At 72.1% G+C, this 15,932-nt stretch carries 17 protein-coding genes; 6 read left to right on the top strand and 11 right to left on the bottom strand.

Going from position 1 to position 15,932, the window contains the following annotated elements:
• Nucleotides 1-72: 72 nt before the first annotated feature.
• From dmpG to ACIA8F_RS07045, 7 genes are all read right to left on the bottom strand, one after another.
• Nucleotides 73-1,113, bottom strand: coding sequence for a 4-hydroxy-2-oxovalerate aldolase (dmpG, locus tag ACIA8F_RS07015; protein WP_399377201.1), 1,041 nt, complete (start codon nucleotides 1,111-1,113; stop codon nucleotides 73-75).
• Nucleotides 1,110-2,012 (bottom strand): acetaldehyde dehydrogenase (acetylating), encoded by a 903-nt coding sequence (locus ACIA8F_RS07020; RefSeq protein ID WP_399377202.1) that lies wholly within the window; start codon nucleotides 2,010-2,012, stop codon nucleotides 1,110-1,112. The genes dmpG and ACIA8F_RS07020 overlap by 4 nt, the downstream gene beginning before the upstream one ends.
• Nucleotides 2,013-2,018: 6 nt before the next feature.
• Nucleotides 2,019-2,801 (bottom strand): 2-keto-4-pentenoate hydratase, encoded by a 783-nt coding sequence (locus ACIA8F_RS07025; protein WP_399377203.1) that lies wholly within the window; start codon nucleotides 2,799-2,801, stop codon nucleotides 2,019-2,021.
• A 145-nt stretch (nucleotides 2,802-2,946) separates the two neighbouring features.
• Entirely contained in the window at nucleotides 2,947-3,207 is a 261-nt protein-coding gene (locus ACIA8F_RS07030; RefSeq protein ID WP_399377204.1) for a DUF397 domain-containing protein, read from the bottom strand.
• Nucleotides 3,167-4,015, bottom strand: a complete 849-nt coding sequence (locus ACIA8F_RS07035) for a Scr1 family TA system antitoxin-like transcriptional regulator (protein ID WP_399377205.1) — start codon at nucleotides 4,013-4,015, stop codon at nucleotides 3,167-3,169. The genes ACIA8F_RS07030 and ACIA8F_RS07035 overlap by 41 nt, the downstream gene beginning before the upstream one ends.
• Before the next feature lie 104 nt (nucleotides 4,016-4,119).
• Nucleotides 4,120-5,028: an SDR family oxidoreductase gene (locus tag ACIA8F_RS07040; protein ID WP_399377206.1), complete on the bottom strand. Its 909-nt coding sequence runs from the start codon at nucleotides 5,026-5,028 to the stop codon at nucleotides 4,120-4,122.
• 1 nt (nucleotide 5,029) lies between these two features.
• The gene (locus ACIA8F_RS07045) at nucleotides 5,030-5,794 is read right to left on the bottom strand and encodes an SDR family oxidoreductase (protein WP_399377208.1); all 765 of its coding nucleotides are present in this window, start codon (nucleotides 5,792-5,794) and stop codon (nucleotides 5,030-5,032) included.
• A gap of 56 nt (nucleotides 5,795-5,850) precedes the next feature.
• On the opposite strand from ACIA8F_RS07045, the gene ACIA8F_RS07050 reads away from it, so the two are divergent.
• The 5 genes from ACIA8F_RS07050 to ACIA8F_RS07070 are packed head-to-tail and all read left to right on the top strand — an operon-like array spanning nucleotide 5,851 to nucleotide 10,326.
• The gene (locus tag ACIA8F_RS07050) at nucleotides 5,851-6,642 is read left to right on the top strand and encodes an enoyl-CoA hydratase family protein (protein WP_399377209.1); all 792 of its coding nucleotides are present in this window, start codon (nucleotides 5,851-5,853) and stop codon (nucleotides 6,640-6,642) included.
• Nucleotides 6,639-7,490 (top strand): CoA transferase subunit A, encoded by an 852-nt coding sequence (locus tag ACIA8F_RS07055; protein WP_399377211.1) that lies wholly within the window; start codon nucleotides 6,639-6,641, stop codon nucleotides 7,488-7,490. Before ACIA8F_RS07050 ends, ACIA8F_RS07055 begins: the two co-directional genes overlap by 4 nt.
• Nucleotides 7,487-8,251 (top strand): CoA-transferase subunit beta, encoded by a 765-nt coding sequence (locus tag ACIA8F_RS07060; protein WP_399377212.1) that lies wholly within the window; start codon nucleotides 7,487-7,489, stop codon nucleotides 8,249-8,251. Before ACIA8F_RS07055 ends, ACIA8F_RS07060 begins: the two co-directional genes overlap by 4 nt.
• A gap of 4 nt (nucleotides 8,252-8,255) precedes the next feature.
• A complete protein-coding gene (locus tag ACIA8F_RS07065) occupies nucleotides 8,256-9,362 on the top strand; it encodes an NAD(P)H-dependent flavin oxidoreductase (protein ID WP_399377213.1) in 1,107 nt (368 codons plus the stop codon).
• Nucleotides 9,363-9,393: 31 nt separating this feature from the next.
• Nucleotides 9,394-10,326: a tyrosine-protein phosphatase gene (locus ACIA8F_RS07070; protein WP_399377214.1), complete on the top strand. Its 933-nt coding sequence runs from the start codon at nucleotides 9,394-9,396 to the stop codon at nucleotides 10,324-10,326.
• A gap of 71 nt (nucleotides 10,327-10,397) precedes the next feature.
• Here the strand turns inward: ACIA8F_RS07070 and ACIA8F_RS07075 are convergent, their stop codons facing one another.
• The 4 genes from ACIA8F_RS07075 to ACIA8F_RS07090 form a co-directional block, all read right to left on the bottom strand.
• Nucleotides 10,398-12,089 (bottom strand): DEAD/DEAH box helicase, encoded by a 1,692-nt coding sequence (locus tag ACIA8F_RS07075; protein ID WP_399377215.1) that lies wholly within the window; start codon nucleotides 12,087-12,089, stop codon nucleotides 10,398-10,400.
• A gap of 119 nt (nucleotides 12,090-12,208) precedes the next feature.
• Nucleotides 12,209-12,412, bottom strand: a complete 204-nt coding sequence (locus ACIA8F_RS07080; protein ID WP_112447913.1) for a cold-shock protein — start codon at nucleotides 12,410-12,412, stop codon at nucleotides 12,209-12,211.
• 127 nt (nucleotides 12,413-12,539) lie between these two features.
• Complete coding sequence (locus ACIA8F_RS07085) at nucleotides 12,540-13,745, bottom strand: sensor histidine kinase (protein WP_399377216.1); 1,206 nt, start codon at nucleotides 13,743-13,745, stop codon at nucleotides 12,540-12,542.
• A gap of 119 nt (nucleotides 13,746-13,864) precedes the next feature.
• Complete coding sequence (locus ACIA8F_RS07090; protein WP_399377217.1) at nucleotides 13,865-15,001, bottom strand: peptidoglycan DD-metalloendopeptidase family protein; 1,137 nt, start codon at nucleotides 14,999-15,001, stop codon at nucleotides 13,865-13,867.
• A 229-nt stretch (nucleotides 15,002-15,230) separates the two neighbouring features.
• On the opposite strand from ACIA8F_RS07090, the gene ACIA8F_RS07095 reads away from it, so the two are divergent.
• Nucleotides 15,231-15,884 carry a response regulator gene (locus ACIA8F_RS07095; RefSeq protein ID WP_399377218.1) on the top strand — a complete coding sequence of 218 codons (654 nt, stop codon included), beginning with the start codon at nucleotides 15,231-15,233 and terminating at the stop codon, nucleotides 15,882-15,884.
• Nucleotides 15,885-15,932 lie beyond the last annotated feature (48 nt).

The following is a 15,932-nucleotide window of genomic DNA, read 5'->3' on the forward strand; positions in this document are numbered from 1 at the left end:
TGCTCGGGTGCGATGGGGGTGCGGCTACGGGGCTGCGTGGTTGCAGGGCCCCGGGGCTACGGGACTACGGGACTACGGGGCTTCGGCGGCGAGTTCGACGGCGATGTCGATGAGCTGGTCCTCCTGGCCGCCGACGAGGCGGCGCTCGCCCGCGCGCAGCAGGATCTGCGCGCCGGAGACCCCGTAGCGCTCGGCCTGCCGGTAGGCGTGCTTGAGGAAGCTGGAGTAGACCCCGGCGTGGCCCATGAGCAGGGCCATGCGGTCGAGGGTGCACTCGTCGTCCATGACGGGGCGGACCACGTCCTCGGCCGCGTCGATGATCTTCAGGACGTCGATGCCGGTGCGGATGCCCATCTTGAGGCAGACGGCGGCGAAGGCCTCGACGGGTGTGTTGCCCGCTCCGGCGCCCAGGCGCCGGGTGGAGCCGTCGATCTGGAGCGCTCCGGCGCGGACGGCGGCGACCGAATTGCCCACGCCCAGCCCGAGGTTCTCGTGGCCGTGGAAGCCGACCTGGGCGTCGGCGCCGAGCTCGGCGACGAGCGCCGCGACCCGGTCGGTGACCTCGTCCATGACCAGGGCGCCCGCCGAGTCGACCACGTACACGCACTGGCAGCCGGCGTCGGCCATGATCCGGGCCTGGCGGGCCAGGTTCTCGGGGGTGGTGGAGTGGGCCATCATCAGGAAGCCGACGGTCTCCAGGCCCATCTCGCGGGCGAGCCCGAAGTGCTGGACGGAGATGTCCGCCTCGGTGCAGTGGGTGGCGATCCGGCAGATCTGCCCGCCGTTGCCGTGGGCGGCGCGGATGTCGTCCTTCACGCCGAGCCCCGGAAGCATCAGGAAGGCGATCTTCGCCCGGCCCGCCGTCTCGGCGGCGATCTTGATGAGCTCCTGCTCGGGGGTCTTCGAGAAGCCGTAGTTGAAGGAGGATCCGCCGAGTCCGTCGCCGTGCGTGACCTCGATGACGGGGACCCCCGCGCCGTCGAGCGCGGAGACGATCGACCGTACGTCCTCGCCCGTGAACTGGTGGCGCTTGGCGTGCGAGCCGTCGCGCAGGGAGGAGTCGGTGATCCGGATGTCGAGGGTGTCGGAGTAGCTGGTCACGTCCGCGCTCACTTCTGCAGTCCCTTCGCGAACTCCTCGCCGACCTTGGTGGCGGCGGCGGTCATGATGTCGAGGTTTCCGGCGTAGGGCGGCAGGTAGTCGCCGGCGCCCTCCACCTCCAGGAAGATCGCGACCCGGGCCAGGCCCCCGTTGAGCGGGGAGGGGTCGTCGAACTGCGGCTCGGTGCGCAGCCGGTAGCCCGGTACGTACGAGGCCACGTCCTCGGCGACCTGCTTGACGGAGGCGGCGATGGCCTCGCGGTCGGCGTCGGCCGGGATCGCGCAGAAGACGGTGTCGCGCATGATGACCGGCGGGTCGGCGGGGTTGAGGATGATGATGGCCTTGCCGCGGTCGGCGCCGCCGATCTCCTCGATCCCGCGGGCGGTGGTACGGGTGAACTCGTCGATGTTGGCCCGGGTGCCCGGGCCCGCCGAGACGGAGGCCACCGAGGCGACGATCTCCGCGTAGGCGACGGGGACCACGCGGGAGACGGCGTACACCATGGGGATGGTGGCCTGGCCGCCGCAGGTGATCATGTTGACGTTGGCCCGGTCGAGGTGGGCGGTCAGGTTCGCGGGCGGGACCACGGCGGGGCCGACGGCGGCGGGGGTCAGGTCGACGGCCTTGATGCCGAGTTCGGCGTAGCGCGGGGCGTTGGATCGGTGCACGTAGGCGGAGGTGGCCTCGAAGACCAGGTCCGGCAGCTCGTCCTGGGCCAGCAGCCAGTCCACGCCCGCGTGGGAGGCCTCGATTCCGGCGCGGCGGGCGCGGGCCAGGCCCTCGCTGGCGGTGTCCACGCCGATCATCCAGCGGGGTTCTATGTGCGGGGAGCGCAGCAGCTTGTAGAGCAGGTCGGTTCCGATGTTCCCGGAGCCGACGATGGCGGCGGTCGCTTTCCTGGTGTTCGTCATGGCACCTCAGATGAAGGAGAGGGAGACCGGGCCGAGCCCGGTGAAGTCGGCGGTGTAGGTCCGCCCGGCGGCCACGTCCACGGCGCGGGTGCAGGACCCGGGCAGGATGAGGTGGCCCTTGCGCAGCTCGACCCCGAAGCGGGCGACGGTCCGCGCCAGCCAGGCCACGGAGGCGGCGGGATCCCCGAGCACGGCGTCGCTGCGGCCGCTCGCCAGGGTGTCGGATCCGCGGGTCAGGGTGGCTTCGATCGCCTTCAGGTCGAGCCCGCGCGGGTCGCGGCCCTCGCCGATGACGTATCCGGCGGAGGAGGCGTTGTCGGCGATGGTGTCGGCGATGGCGATCCGCCAGTCGGCGATCCGGCTGTCGATCAGCTCCAGGGCGGGGACGACCCGCTCGGTGGCGGCCAGCACGTCGGCGACGGTGCAGCCCTCGCCGGGCAGGTCGGCGCCGAGCACGAAGCCGACCTCGACCTCGACGCGCGGAGCGATGTACGCGGCGGCGGGGACGGGGGTGTCCTGGCGCAGCTCCATGCTCGCCAGCAGGTGTCCGTAGTCGGGTTCGTCGACGCCCATCATGGCCTGCATCACGGGGGACGACAGGCCGACCTTGTGGCCGGTGATCCGGTCGCCGTCGGCGAGACGGCCGCGGATGGCGAGGAGCTGGATCTCGTACGCGTCCTGCACGTCGATGCCCGCGTGGAGCTCGGTCAGGGGCCGTACGGGGGTCCGCCGGAGCTCTGCCGTGCGCAGCAGGTCAGCGGCTTCGCGCCGGCGCCGGTCGTCGAGCATGGGGTCCTCCCGGCTGCGGTGGTGTGTGGTGCGGCAGACGGTAGGCGGGGCCGGGGCGCGGACGGGAGGGCGTGTTCCCGCTGAGCGGGAACGAGTGCGGGCCGGGACCTTTTTCAGGTCCCGGCCCGCGTGTATCGCTGTGCGACTACAGGGTGCCGACGAAGGCGGCGAAGGCGGCGTGGCCGACGGTGAAGGCGGGGCCTTCGGGGTTCTTGGAGTCCCGCACGGCGACGAGGCAGGGCTGGGCCGAGACCTCTACGCAGTCACCGCCGGTGTTGCCGCTGTACGAAGCCTTGCGCCAGGCGGCGGAGCCGAGGGGGGCACACTCGACGCACTCGCCGCCGGTGCCTCCGCTGTAGCTGGACTTACGCCACGACGCGCCTGTCAGGTTCTTGATGGTCCCCATAACGTTCCTCCCGTACGCGGGCGATCAGCGCCGCAGACTGCTCCACGGACAGGGCCGCGGCCTGCAGGTGATCGTAACGGTGCGCACAGTCCCTGACCGTTTCCGGATTGGCCGTCACGTTGGCCAAGCCATAACTCTCGGCGTAGAGGACGTCCGGATCCCGTTCGAACCGTAGGACGGTGAATGACCCCACTGTTGCCGGGTGTTGCCCGGCAGTGAATGGGAGCACCTGGATTCGCACCTCACGTCGGTCCCCGAACTCCAACAAGTGAAGGAGCTGGCTCCGCATGACCTCGCGACTCCCGAACGGCCGGTGCAACACACCTTCGTCCAGTACAACCCACACCAGAGGTGGGCGCTCCCTCTTCAGAATTCGCTGGCGCTCCATCCTTGCGGCCACCGCCTCATCAAGCTTGTCCGACCACCCCGCGTGGAGCACCGCCCGCGCGTACTCTTCCGTCTGCAACAACCCGTACACCAACTGCGCCTGGAAGCTGGAGATGTAGGTCGCCTTCGCCTCCATCTCAGCGAACGCCTGGAACCACGCCGGCAACTGACTCCGCAGCACAAGCCCCACCAACCGCGAGAACACCCCGCCAGTCCCGAGCGCCGCGTCCACCCGTTCCGAGAACTCCCGCGTCGGCACTTTCCTCGCCGTCTCGATCTGCCCGATCAGCGACGCCGCGCAGAAGATGATGTCGCCCAGCTGCCCCTGTTTCAGCCCGGCGGCTTCCCGCAAGCGCCGCAGCTCGGAGCCGTAGTAGTCCAGCGGAGACGCGCTGGGATCGAGATCGCGAATGTTGACCACGAGGCGGCCACCCCCAAGTTCACGCCCTGCGGCGTCCGTTCAGGTCCGTAGCCGAGCGTAACCAGGCCACCGCCCACCGGTGACCCGAATCACGCAACTCCCCCTCAACGGGCCCCGTACACCGGCTGCGGCCGCTCCGATTCAGCGAGGAGCTTCGCCGCCGTCTCCCCCGCCTCCGACGGAGTCCACCGCGCGCCCAGGTCCACCGTCGGGCCGGGCCGCCAGCCCTCCATGACCGTGATGCGGCCGCCCTCCGCCTCGAAGACCCGGCCCGTGACCCCGGCCGAGGCGTCGGAGCCCAGCCAGACCACCAGCGGGGACACGTTCTCGGGGGCCATCGCGTCGAAGGCGCCGGGCTCGGGGGCGGCCATGGTCTCCGCGAAGGCCTGCTCCGTCATCCGGGTCCGTGCGGCCGGGGCGATGGCGTTGACCTGGACCCCGTACCGGCCCATCTCCGCCGCCGACACCAGGGTCAGCCCCAGGATGCCCGCCTTGGCCGCGCTGTAGTTGCCCTGTCCGACCGACCCCAGCAGCCCTGCCCCCGACGAGGTGTTGACCACCCGCGCGGCAACCTGCCGGCCTTCCTTCGCCTCCGCCCGCCAGTACGCCGCCGCGTGCTTCAGCGGCAGGAAGTGCCCCTTGAGGTGCACCCGCATCACGGCGTCCCAGTCGTCCTCGTCGAGGTTCACGAGCATGCGGTCGCGCAGGAACCCGGCGTTGTTGATCAGGGTGTCCAGCCGCCCGAAGGCCGAGACGGCCGTCTCGACCAGCGAGGCCGCACCCTCCGTCGTGGCGATGTCGCCGCCGTGCGCGACCGCCTCCCCGCCCGCCGCCCGGATCTCCTCGACCACGAGCGCCGCCGGGCTGTCCGCCGCCGGGAGCCCGTCCAGGCCGACCCCCAGGTCGTTGACCACGACCCGTGCCCCCTCCGCCGCGAAGGCCAGCGCGTGGGCGCGGCCCAGCCCCCGTCCGGCGCCCGTCACGATGACCACACGGCCTTCGGCAAGTCCCATGTCAGCTCTCCTTGTTCGCAGTTGCCGCATCCAAAAACGCCGGGCGCTCGCCGCCCCCGTGCACGAGCAGGCTCGCCCCGCTCACGTACGCCGCCCGGTCCGAGGCTAGGAAGACCGCCGCGTCCCCCACGTCGGAGGGCTCCGCCAGCCGTCCCAGCGGGACGGTCGCGCCGACCGCCGCGATGCCCGCCTCGTCGCCGTAGTGCAGGTGCGACAGCTCGGTCCGCACCATGCCCAGGACCAGCGAGTTGACCCGTACCTCGGGGGCCCACTCCACGGCCATGGAGCGGGCCAGGTTCTCCAGGCCGGCCTTCGCAGCCCCGTAGGCCGCCGTGCCCGGCGAGGGCCGGGTCCCGCTGACGCTGCCGATCATGACGATCGAGCCCCGCGCCTCCTTCAGCCAGGGGTACGCGGCGACCGAGGCGGTCATCGGGGCGATCAGGTTGAGCTCGACGACCCGTGCGTGGCGCTCGGCCTCGCCCTCCCCCAGCAGCCGGTACGGGGTCCCGCCGGCATTGTTCACCAGGCAGTCGAGCCGCCCGTGACGGCGGGCCACCGCGCCGAAGAAGTCCTGCACGGCGGCCGGATTGCGCAGGTCGACGGCGGTGAACGACGCCGCGCGGCCCTCCACCGTCACCGGTTCCTCAGGCGGCCGGCGCGCGCAGACGACGACTTCGGCTCCCGCCGCGAGGAACGACCGCGCGATCCCGGCGCCGACGCCCCGGGTTCCGCCGGTGACGACGACAACCCTCCCGTTGAGCTCCATCGGCTGCTACCTTCCTCACCTAACAAATGTTTGGTGGAAAGGTAGCTGATCCGCTCATGGGTGTCTCCACCTCAAGCCCCGACAAGGGCATCGCACTCGTCACAGTCGACTTCCCGCCCGTCAACGCACTGCCCGTGCAGGGCTGGTACGACCTGGCCGACGCCCTGCGCGCGGCCGGCCGCGACCCGGAGGTGCGGTGCGTGGTGCTGGCCGCCGAGGGCCGCGGCTTCAACGCCGGCGTCGACATCAAGGAGATGCAGCGCGACACCGGCCACGCCTCGCTCATCGGCGCCAACCGGGGCTGCTACGAGGCCTTCGCCGCCGTCTACGAGTGCGAGGTGCCGGTCGTGGCGGCCGTGAACGGCTTCTGCCTCGGCGGCGGGATCGGCCTGGTCGGCAACGCCGACGCCATCGTGGCCTCCGAGGACGCCACCTTCGGACTGCCGGAGCTGGACCGGGGCGCCCTCGGGGCCGCCACCCACCTGGCCCGGCTCGTCCCGCAGCACCTCATGCGGACCCTGTACTACACCTCGCGCACCGCCACCGCCGCCGAACTGCACGCGCACGGCTCGGTGTGGAAGGTGGTGCCGAGCGCCGAGCTGCGGGCGGCCGCCCTGGAGCTGGCCGCCGAGATCGCGAGGAAGGACGGCTACCTCATCCGGCTCGCCAAGGCGGCCATCAACGGCATCGACCCCGTGGACGTGCGCCGCAGCTACCGCTTCGAGCAGGGCTTCACCTTCGAGGCCAACCTCAGCGGCGTGGCCGACCGGGTCCGCGACACCTTCGGCAGCGGCAGCACGGACGCGAAGACGGACGCGAAGACGGACGCAAAGGCGGAATCGGCATGACCGACAAGAGCATGACCCCCGAGGAGGCGGTCGGCCGCCTCAGCAGCGGAATGACCCTCGGCATCGGCGGCTGGGGTTCGCGCCGCAAGCCCATGGCCCTGGTGCGGGCACTGCTCCGCTCCGAGATCACCGATCTCACCGTGATCTCGTACGGCGGCCCCGACGTCGGCCTGCTCGCCGCCGCGGGCCGGATCCGCAAGCTGGTCACCCCCTTCGTCACCCTCGACTCCATCCCGCTGGAACCGCACTACCGGGCCGCCCGCGAGAGCCGCGCCTTCGCCCTCACCGAGCTCGACGAGGCCATGTTCATGTGGGGCCTGCACGCGGCCGCCAACCGGCTGCCCTTCCTGCCCGTCCGCGCCGGCCTCGGCTCCGACGTCATGCGCGTCAACCCCGAACTGCGCACCGTCACCTCCCCGTACGCCGACGGGGAGGAGTTCGTGGCGGTCCCCGCCCTGCGCATGGACGCCGCCCTGGTCCACCTCAACCGCGCGGACCGGCTCGGCAACGCCCAGTACCTGGGCCCGGACCCGTACTTCGACGACCTCTTCTGCGAGGCCGCCGACGAGGCGTACGTCTCCTGCGAGCAGCTCGTGGAGACCGCGGAGCTCGCCAAGTCCGGGCCTCCGCAGTCCCTCCTGGTCAGCCGCCACTCGGTCACCGGGGTCGTGGAGACCCCGAACGGCGCGCACTTCACCTCCTGCGCCCCCGACTACGACCGCGACGAGGCCTTCCAGAAGCTGTACGCGACCACCCCCTGGCCCGAGTTCGCCGAGCGCTTCCTCTCCGGCGGCAGCGAGCACGCCTACCAGTCGGCCGTCCAGGCCTGGCACGAGGAGCAGAAGTGAGCACGCCGGTGAGCACGCCCCCCACGACGACCGCGGCCGCGGTCACCCGCGCCGAGTACTGCGTGATCGCCTGCGCCGAGGCCTGGCGGGACAACGGCGAGGTGCTGGCCAGCCCGATGGGCCTGGTGCCCTCCTTCGGGGCCCGCCTCGCGAAGCGGACCTTCTCCCCCGACCTGCTGCTGACCGACGGCGAAGCCATGCTGGTCGGGCTCGACGGCTCGGCCGAGGGCTGGCTCCCTTACCGCCGCCACCTGACGATGGTCACCGGAGGGCGCCGGCACGTGATGATGGGCGCCAGCCAGATCGACCGGTTCGGCAACCAGAACATCTCCTGCATCGGCGACTGGGAGCAGCCGGCCCGCCAGCTCCTCGGGGTGCGCGGCGCCCCGGTGAACACCCTGAACAATCCGGTGAGCTACTGGATCCCCAAGCACTCCACCCGGGTGTTCGTCGAGCGCGTCGACATGGTGAGCGGCGTGGGCTACGACCGTGCGGAGGCGGCCGGGGTGACCCGCTTCCACCGCCTCCCCCGGGTGGTCAGCGATCTGGGCGTCTTCGACTTCGGCGGCCCGGACCACGCCATGCGCCTGGCCTCCCTGCACCCCGGGGTCACGGTGGAGCAGGTCCGGGCGGCCACCGGCTTCGAGCTGGACCTCCCCGAGGAGGTCCCGTACACGCGTGAGCCGACGGCGGAGGAGCTGCGGCTGATCCGCGAGGTCATCGACCCCAAGGGGCTGCGCGACCGCGAAGTGCGGGTCTGAGCCGATGGAGACGGCATTCACCAAACTGGTCGGGGTCGAGCACCCGATCGTGCAGACGGGCATGGGCTGGGTGGCCGGTCCCCGCCTGGTGTCGGGGGCGGCCAATGCGGGCGCGCTCGGCATCCTGGCCTCGGCGACCATGACGATGGACCAGCTGCGGTCGGCGGTCCACGAGGTCAAGTCCCGTACGGACGCCCCCTTCGGGGTCAATCTGCGCGCGGACGCCGGGGACGCGGCCGAGCGGGCGCAGCTGATCATCGACGAGGGCGTCCGGGTGGCCTCCTTCGCGCTCGCCCCGTCCAGGGAGCTGATCGCGCGGCTCAAGGACGCGGGCGTGGTGGTGATCCCCTCGATCGGGGCCCGCCGGCACGCCGAGAAGGTGGCCGCGTGGGGCGCGGACGCGGTGATCGTGCAGGGCGGCGAGGGCGGCGGGCACACCGGTGACGTGGCCACGACCGTGCTGCTGCCGCAGGTGGTCGACGCGGTGGACATCCCGGTGATCGCGGCGGGCGGTTTCAGCGACGGCCGCGGTCTGGTGGCGGCGCTGGCCTACGGGGCCGCGGGCATCGCCATGGGCACCCGGTTCCTGCTGACCTCCGATTCGACGGTCCCGGACGCGGTGAAGGCCGAGTACCTGAAGGCGGGCGTGAAGGACGTCACCGTCACCACGGCCGTGGACGGGCTCCCGCACCGGATGCTGCGCAGCGAGCTGGTCGCCTCCCTGGAGCGGTCCGGGCGGGCGAGGGCGCTGGCCAAGGCGGTGCGGCACGCGGCCGGCTTCAAGAAACTGTCGGGCCTGTCCTGGGCGGAGATGATCCGGGACGGCCTCGCGATGAAACACGGCAAGGACCTGTCCTGGAGCCAGGTGCTGCTCGCCGCGAACACCCCCATGCTCCTCAAGGCGTCCATGGTCGAGGGCCGTACGGACCTCGGTGTCATGGCATCGGGCCAGGTCGCGGGCGTGATCGAGGACCTTCCGTCCTGTGCGGAGCTCGTCACCCGCGTCATGGCCGAGGCGTACGCCGTGCTGGAACGGCTGAACGCCCCCACTCCCCCACAGCGTGTCCCCCTCCCCCCGCACCCGCTCGGCACCCTGCCACCACCAGGGTGATCCCCCTTCTCCGTTACAGGAGTTGCCCCAGATGAGCCGTGCACGAATCCGCCTGGCGACCGCGGTGCTCGCTTCCGCCCTCGCCATCGGGACCCTGCCCGCCGCCGCGTACGCCGCGCCGGCCGGCAGTGCCGCCGCCTCGCGTCACCCCTGGCACACGCAGTCGACGGAACCGATCCGCCAGATCCCCCTGCAGGGCGCGGTCAACGTCCGCGACCTCGGTGGCTACCGCACGTGGACGGGAGGCCAGGTTCGTCAGGGACTGGTCTACCGCGCCGACGCGCTGGGCAAGCTGACCGCCCCGGACATCACGGCCGTCGGTGGTCTGGGCCTCACGAAGGTCCTCGACTTCCGCATCCCGATGGAGGTGCAGTACGACGGGGCCGACAAGCTTCCCGCCGGTCTGGCCTCCACCGCCCGCCCGGTCAACGACAACGGTCTGTACGGGCTGCTGCTGTCCGCGATCGGCAGCGGTGATCCCGTGAAGCAGGAGCAGATGCTCGGCGGCGGCCGCGCCGAGGCGTACATGCGCGAGGTCTACCGCGCGTTCGTGACCAGTCCCGAGAACCGGGCGCAGTTCGCGGCCACCCTCCGCGACATCGCCGACGGCAACCAGGGCCCGCTGCTGTACCACTGCACGTCGGGCAAGGACCGGACGGGCTGGATGAGCTACCTCCTGCTGAACGCCCTGGCCGTCCCCAAGGCCACGGCCGAGCGGGACTACCTGGCCTCGAACACCTTCCGCGCGGCGTACGACGCCCAGGTGCGGGCGGGGCTCAAGGCGTCCGGCCGGATGCAGAACCCCGATCTGCTGATCCCGCTCCAGGAGGTCCGCCAGACCTATCTGGACGCGGCGACCGCGCAGATGGAGGCCGACTACGGCAGCCTCTACGGCTACCTCACCGAGGGCCTCGGCCTGGATCTGCGGACCCTGGCGAAGCTCCAGGCGAAGATGGTCCGCTAGGCAGCCGAAAACACCCCTGCGCCGGGCGGCGTGTGCCGCCCGGCGCAGGGGTGCGTACGAGATCGTCCGGATCAGGCGGAGCGGCGGCGGCCCTGGCCGGCGCCACCCACCCGGCTGCGGGCCGAAGCCGCGGCCGCACCGCCGGCGGGGGCACCGCCGGTACGACGGCCGCGCTCGCCGGAGCCGCCCGTGGCGCCGCCCTGTCCGCCCTGCCCGCCGCGGCGGGCCTGGCCGGAGCCGGAGGCCGGAGCCTGCCCGGCGGCGCCGCCACCGGTGCGACGGCCGCGGCCGCCCCCGGCGGCCGGAGCCGCGCCCGTGCCGGAGCCGGTGCGCGGGCCGCCCGAGCGGCGGCGCGCGCCGCCGCCGGAGCCGCCGGCCTGGCCGGTGGAGCGCTGGCGCGGCGGGGTGGCCTGCGGCACCTCCATGACGACCGGGATGCCCGAGGGCTCCTTGGCGCCGGTGATGCGCGCGAGCTCCTCGTCGGAGGACTTGATCTGCGCGGTGCGCGGGGAGATCCCGGCGTCCGACATCAGGCGGGTCATGTCGCGCTTCTGGTCGGGCAGGACCAGGGTGACGACGCTGCCGGACTCACCGGCGCGGGCGGTGCGGCCGCCGCGGTGCAGGTAGTCCTTGTGGTCGGTCGGCGGGTCCACGTTGACGACGAGGTCGAGGTCGTCGATGTGGATGCCTCGCGCGGCCACGTTGGTGGCGACCAGCGCGGTGACCTCGCCCGTCTTGAACCAGTCGAGGGTCCGGTTGCGCTGCGGCTGCGAGCGGCCGCCGTGCAGGCCGGAGGCGCGGACGCCGTCGGCGAGGAGCTTCTTGACCATGCGGTCGACCCCGCGCTTGGTGTCGACGAACATGATCACCCGGCCGTCGCGAGCGGCTATGCGCGTGGCCACGGCCTTCTTGTCGGTCTCGTCCATGACGTACAGGACGTGGTGCTCCATCGTGCTGACCGCACCGGCGGACGGGTCGACGGAGAAGGCGACCGGGTCGGTGAGGAACATCTTGACGAGCTTGTCGATGTTCTTGTCGAGGGTCGCCGAGAACAGCATGGTCTGGCCCTCGGGCTGGACCTGCTTGAGCAGGGCGGTGACCTGCGGCATGAAGCCCATGTCGGTCATCTGGTCGGCCTCGTCGAGGACGGTGATGGAGACCTGGGAGAGGTCGGCGTCACCGCGGTCGATGAGGTCCTTCAGGCGGCCGGGGGTGGCGACGAGCACCTCGGCGCCGCGGCGCAGGGCGCCGGACTGCCGGTTGATCGACATGCCGCCGACGACGGTCGTGATCCGCAGGTTGACGGCCGTGGCGTACGGGGACATGGCGTCGGTGACCTGCTGCGCGAGCTCGCGGGTCGGTACGAGGACCAGGGCCAGCGGCTGCTTCGGCTGGGCGCGGCGGCCGGCGGTGCGGGCCAGCAGGGCCAGGCCGAAGGCCAGCGTCTTGCCGGAGCCGGTGCGGCCGCGGCCGAGCAGGTCACGGCCGACGAGGGAGTTCGGCAGGGTCGCGGCCTGGATCGGGAACGGCTCGGTGACGCCCTGGGCGGCGAGGGTCTTCAGCAGCGCCTCGGGCATGTCCATGTCTCCGAACGCGTCCACCGGCGGCAGGGCCGGGGTCAGCGGTTCGGGCATGGTGAATTCTTGGGGCCTGGCTACGGGGGCGGACTTCTGCCGTCCCGCGCCAGCCTTCGGACGTCCCTGGGCCGCACCTCGACCCCGGGTGGGGCGGCGGCTGGGTCGTGCGGAGCTGGAGCTGGTCATGCGGGAAAGCCCTCCTGAAACCGGCAGGTACTACTAAGGCACTGCAATCAAATGGTGCGAAACAGCAGACAAGCCGGGGCCCGCACCTACTCGGTGCGGACCCCGGCGTGCTGACTGCCTTAGGCGGGGAGGATGTTCTCCGCCTGGGGGCCCTTCTGGCCCTGGGTGACGTCGAAGGACACGCGCTGGCCCTCGTTGAGCTCACGGAAGCCCTGGGTGGCGATGTTCGAGTAGTGGGCGAAGACGTCCGGGCCGCCACCGTCCTGCTCGATGAAGCCGAAGCCCTTTTCCGAGTTGAACCACTTCACGGTGCCAAGTGCCATTTTTGAATCTCCTGAATAGGCGGCAAAGGGCCCCATCCGGAGATTCCGGCAAAACAATAAAAGCGCCTGTCGGAGCAATCCCGTCAGGCGCACATAAAGTTCATGGGTACCACAACTGCAACGAGCTCTAAGCTAGCACACGTCGGTCGGGGAGTGTCGCCGCGAGCATGTGACCTCCGTCCTGGGTGGGTCCGGCGCGCAGGTTGCCGCCCACCTCCGTGAGGGCCTGCCGGAGCCCCGGAATGCCCATGCCGCCGGAGTCGAGGACGATCCGCTCCCCCTCCGGGGCGGTGTTGACCACGTCGAGGCGGACCTCCCCGTCCTGGGCGTACAGATTCATCCGGACGGCGGAGCCGGGGGCGTACTTCGCCGCGTTGGTGAGGCCCTCGCGGGCGATCCGCAGCAGGAGCCGCCCGTCGGCCGCGGGGAAGGCGCCCAGGCCGGGCCGGGTGTGGTGGGTGATCTCCATGCCGGTGGCCCGCATGTTCCGGGCCAGGGAGCCGAGGAAGCGGCCCACGTCCACGGGCGAGGTGTACGCGCGGCTGCCCGCGGGGTCGGTCAGCATGTCCAGCACCTCCCTGACCTCGGCCATCGCGGCCCGCGCCGATTCCTCCACGGCTCCGGCGGCCTCCCGGACCCGGGGGTCGGCCCCGGCGTCCAGGCGCAGGGCGGCGGCCTGCAGGGTGAGGGCGGTGAGGCGGTGGCCGAGCCCGTCGTGGGTGCGCTGGGCCAAACGGGTGCGTTCCTGGACGACGGCCAGATCGGCCGCCTGGTCCACGGCGGCGTGGGCCTGGCGGGCCCGCTCGCGCAGTGCGGTCATGACGTGCCGGTTGCGCCGCACGGTCTCCCCGTACAGGGCGGGCACGAGGATGGAGCCGAGGACGAAGGAGGCGGGGTCGCGTCCCGCGTAGCCGAGCGGCAGGATCACGTCGCGGGTGGCGGCGTAGACGAGGGCCATCAGCAGGATCCCGCCCCAGCGGTGGGCCCTGCCGTACGCGGCCAGGGCGTAGGCGCCGAAGACCAGGGGGCCCCGGTCGTCGGAGATCAGGGTGGCGGCGGTGGCCACGAGGGCCGGGAGCCAGGCGTGGGAGCGGCGCCAGAGCAGGGAGAGGGCCGCGAGCCAGCCGACGGCCAGGCTCGTGGGGTAGTCGGTGACGAAGCCGAAGCGGTGGACGTCGTGGAGGTTGAGGGTGGTGAGCAGTCCGCAGGCCAGGGCGAGCCAGAGGTCGGTGCGGTGGGCCCGCACCGGGTCGGGCGCCCCGCTGCTCTCCCCGGTCAGGGTGCGCAGACCCCGTTCCAGCAGCTGTCCGGCGCGACCGGGCACGGCCTGCATGACTCCACCCCTCCCCCGCCTGCGCATGGAAATGCGCAGAACACACCAGAACGTCCCCCCAGGTTGCCCTTCTTCCGCCGAAGGGGCATCCCGGGGGGACGTGTTGAGCCGGTTCGCGGCTACAGGGAGACGCCGAGGCCGTTCAGCCAGGTGACCGGGTTGACGTCGGCGCCGTAGCTGTTGCTGGAGCGGACCTCGAAGTGGAGGTGCGGGCCGGTGGAGTTGCCGGTGTTGCCGGAGCGGCCGATCTGCTCGCCGGCGGAGACCCGCTCGCCTTCGGAGGCGGTCGCCGAGGAGAGGTGGGCGGACAGGGTGTAGCGGCCGTCGTCGTGCTTGATGACCACGGCGTTGCCGTACGCGCCCTGCCAGCCGGAGGAGACTACGGTGCCCGCGGCCGCGGCCCGGACCGGGGTGCCGGTGGACACCGCGAAGTCGATGCCGGTGTGGTAGCCGGCGGCCCAGCCGCCCGCCTGGTGGTAGCGGGCGGAGATGCTGCCGCCCGAGACGGGCAGTACGCCCTCGGCGCCGCTGCTCTTGGAGCTGCCCTTGGCACTGCTCTCGGAGGATTCCGAGGAGCTGGAGGAGCTCGTCTTGCCGGCCGGCTTCGGCGCGGCGGCCGGGGTGCTGCTGCCGGAGTCGGCGGAGCCGCCGGAGCCGTACGCGAGGCGCTGGCCCGGGAAGATCACGTCGGGGTCGGACCCGATCACCGAGCGGTTCTCGGAGTAGAGGGTCTGCCAGCTGACGCCGAGTTCCGAGCCGATGGTGCCGAGGGTGTCGCCGGCGGCGACGGTGTAGGCGTTCGCGCCCCGGGCCTTCGGGGCGGCGTCGCCGTTCTTGTTCGCGGTCGAGGTGCCGGCGCCCCCGGCAAGAGCTTCGGGAGCTTCCGGTGCCTCGGGGGCCGGGCCGCCGCGCTGGAGGCCGGCGAGCTTGCCGCAGGAGGGCCAGGCGCCGGGGCCCTGGGTCGCCAGGACCTTCTCGGCGACGGCGATCTGCTGCGCCTTGGTGGCCTGGTCGGCCTGGGGGGCGTACTGCCGGCCGCCGAACTCCGCCCAGGTGCCGGAGGAGAACTGCAGGCCGCCGTAGTAGCCGTTGCCGGTGTCGATGCTCCAGTCGCTGGTGGACTCGCACTGGGCGACCTTGTCCCACGTGCCGACCGACGCGGCGGACGCGGGCTGTGCCACGAGACCCACGGCGGCGGGTGCGGCGATACCGGCGACGACGAGACCGGCGAGGGTGCGGGCAGAGGGGAAAGACATGCGGGGTTCCTGACGTCGGGGACATGTGCGGAGGCCGGTGCACCGGGTGGAGCGGTGGTGCGTTCCGCCTCGGTATCCACCGTCCGGGAGGACGGGGGGTCCTCGAAGTCGCCGAAAGAGGACAAGCGGGACAGCAAAAGGGGACTGGGGAAGGAGGGTTGACGGGCCTTAAGTCCCGGTATGCCGGTAATGTCCGCACAGAGACGGGGATTCAGGGGAGGTGGGTCACATGACGATCCGCGTGATGGTGGTCGACGACCAGGGCCTCATACGGTCGGGACTGGTGACCCTGCTCGCGAGCGCGCCCGACATCGAGGTGGTCGCGGAGGCCGCCGACGGGGCCGAGGCCGTACCGCTGGCGCGCACGTACCGGCCGGACGTGGTGCTGATGGACCTGGTCATGCCGAAGGTCGACGGCCTGGAGGCCACCGTGCAGCTGCTGCGTCTGCCGGAGCCTCCGCGCGTGCTCGTCCTCACCGGGTACACGGCGGACGACCTGGTCCTGGACGCGCTGCGGGCCGGGGCGGCCGGGTTCCTGCTGAAGGACCTGCGCCCCGAGGAGCTCTTCGCCGGCATCCGTACGGTCGCGGCGGGCGGCAGCGCGCTGGCCCCCGGGGTGATGCGGGTCCTCCTGGAACGGGCGGACACCCGCACCGGCACGCCCGACCACGCGGAGCAGCTCTCCACCCTGTCCCCCGGCGAGCGCGACGTCCTCGCCCTGGTCGGCGAGGGCCGCACGAACCTGCAGATAGCGCAGGCGCTGCACCTGTCCCCGGCGAGCGTGAAGACGTACGTCTCCCGGATCCTGACGCAGCTCGACCTCTCCAACCGCACCCAGGCCGCGATCCTCGCCTACGAGGCGGGGCTGGTCCGCGCCGCGTGAGCCCGGCCCCGGAGGGCTGGCCTGGACGGGCCCGGTCGAAAAGAATGG

It is taken from the genome of Streptomyces sp. NPDC051563, from assembly GCF_044454225.1.
Classification (GTDB): domain Bacteria; phylum Actinomycetota; class Actinomycetes; order Streptomycetales; family Streptomycetaceae; genus Streptomyces.

What these genes read in the sequence shown, in the direction of transcription:
- ACIA8F_RS07020 (WP_399377202.1), bottom strand. Translation starts at nt 2,012, where the DNA reads ATGACGAACACCAGGAAAGCGACCGCCGCCATCGTCGGCTCCGGGAAC.
- ACIA8F_RS07025 (WP_399377203.1), bottom strand. Translation starts at nt 2,801, where the DNA reads ATGCTCGACGACCGGCGCCGGCGCGAAGCCGCTGACCTGCTGCGCACG.
- ACIA8F_RS07030 (WP_399377204.1), bottom strand. Translation starts at nt 3,207, where the DNA reads ATGGGGACCATCAAGAACCTGACAGGCGCGTCGTGGCGTAAGTCCAGC.
- ACIA8F_RS07040 (WP_399377206.1), bottom strand. Translation starts at nt 5,028, where the DNA reads ATGGGACTTGCCGAAGGCCGTGTGGTCATCGTGACGGGCGCCGGACGG.
- ACIA8F_RS07045 (WP_399377208.1), bottom strand. Translation starts at nt 5,794, where the DNA reads ATGGAGCTCAACGGGAGGGTTGTCGTCGTCACCGGCGGAACCCGGGGC.
- ACIA8F_RS07050 (WP_399377209.1), top strand. Translation starts at nt 5,851, where the DNA reads ATGGGTGTCTCCACCTCAAGCCCCGACAAGGGCATCGCACTCGTCACA.
- ACIA8F_RS07055 (WP_399377211.1), top strand. Translation starts at nt 6,639, where the DNA reads ATGACCGACAAGAGCATGACCCCCGAGGAGGCGGTCGGCCGCCTCAGC.
- ACIA8F_RS07065 (WP_399377213.1), top strand. Translation starts at nt 8,256, where the DNA reads ATGGAGACGGCATTCACCAAACTGGTCGGGGTCGAGCACCCGATCGTG.
- ACIA8F_RS07070 (WP_399377214.1), top strand. Translation starts at nt 9,394, where the DNA reads ATGAGCCGTGCACGAATCCGCCTGGCGACCGCGGTGCTCGCTTCCGCC.
- ACIA8F_RS07075 (WP_399377215.1), bottom strand. Translation starts at nt 12,089, where the DNA reads ATGACCAGCTCCAGCTCCGCACGACCCAGCCGCCGCCCCACCCGGGGT.
- ACIA8F_RS07080 (WP_112447913.1), bottom strand. Translation starts at nt 12,412, where the DNA reads ATGGCACTTGGCACCGTGAAGTGGTTCAACTCGGAAAAGGGCTTCGGC.
- ACIA8F_RS07085 (WP_399377216.1), bottom strand. Translation starts at nt 13,745, where the DNA reads ATGCAGGCCGTGCCCGGTCGCGCCGGACAGCTGCTGGAACGGGGTCTG.
- ACIA8F_RS07090 (WP_399377217.1), bottom strand. Translation starts at nt 15,001, where the DNA reads ATGTCTTTCCCCTCTGCCCGCACCCTCGCCGGTCTCGTCGTCGCCGGT.
- ACIA8F_RS07095 (WP_399377218.1), top strand. Translation starts at nt 15,231, where the DNA reads ATGACGATCCGCGTGATGGTGGTCGACGACCAGGGCCTCATACGGTCG.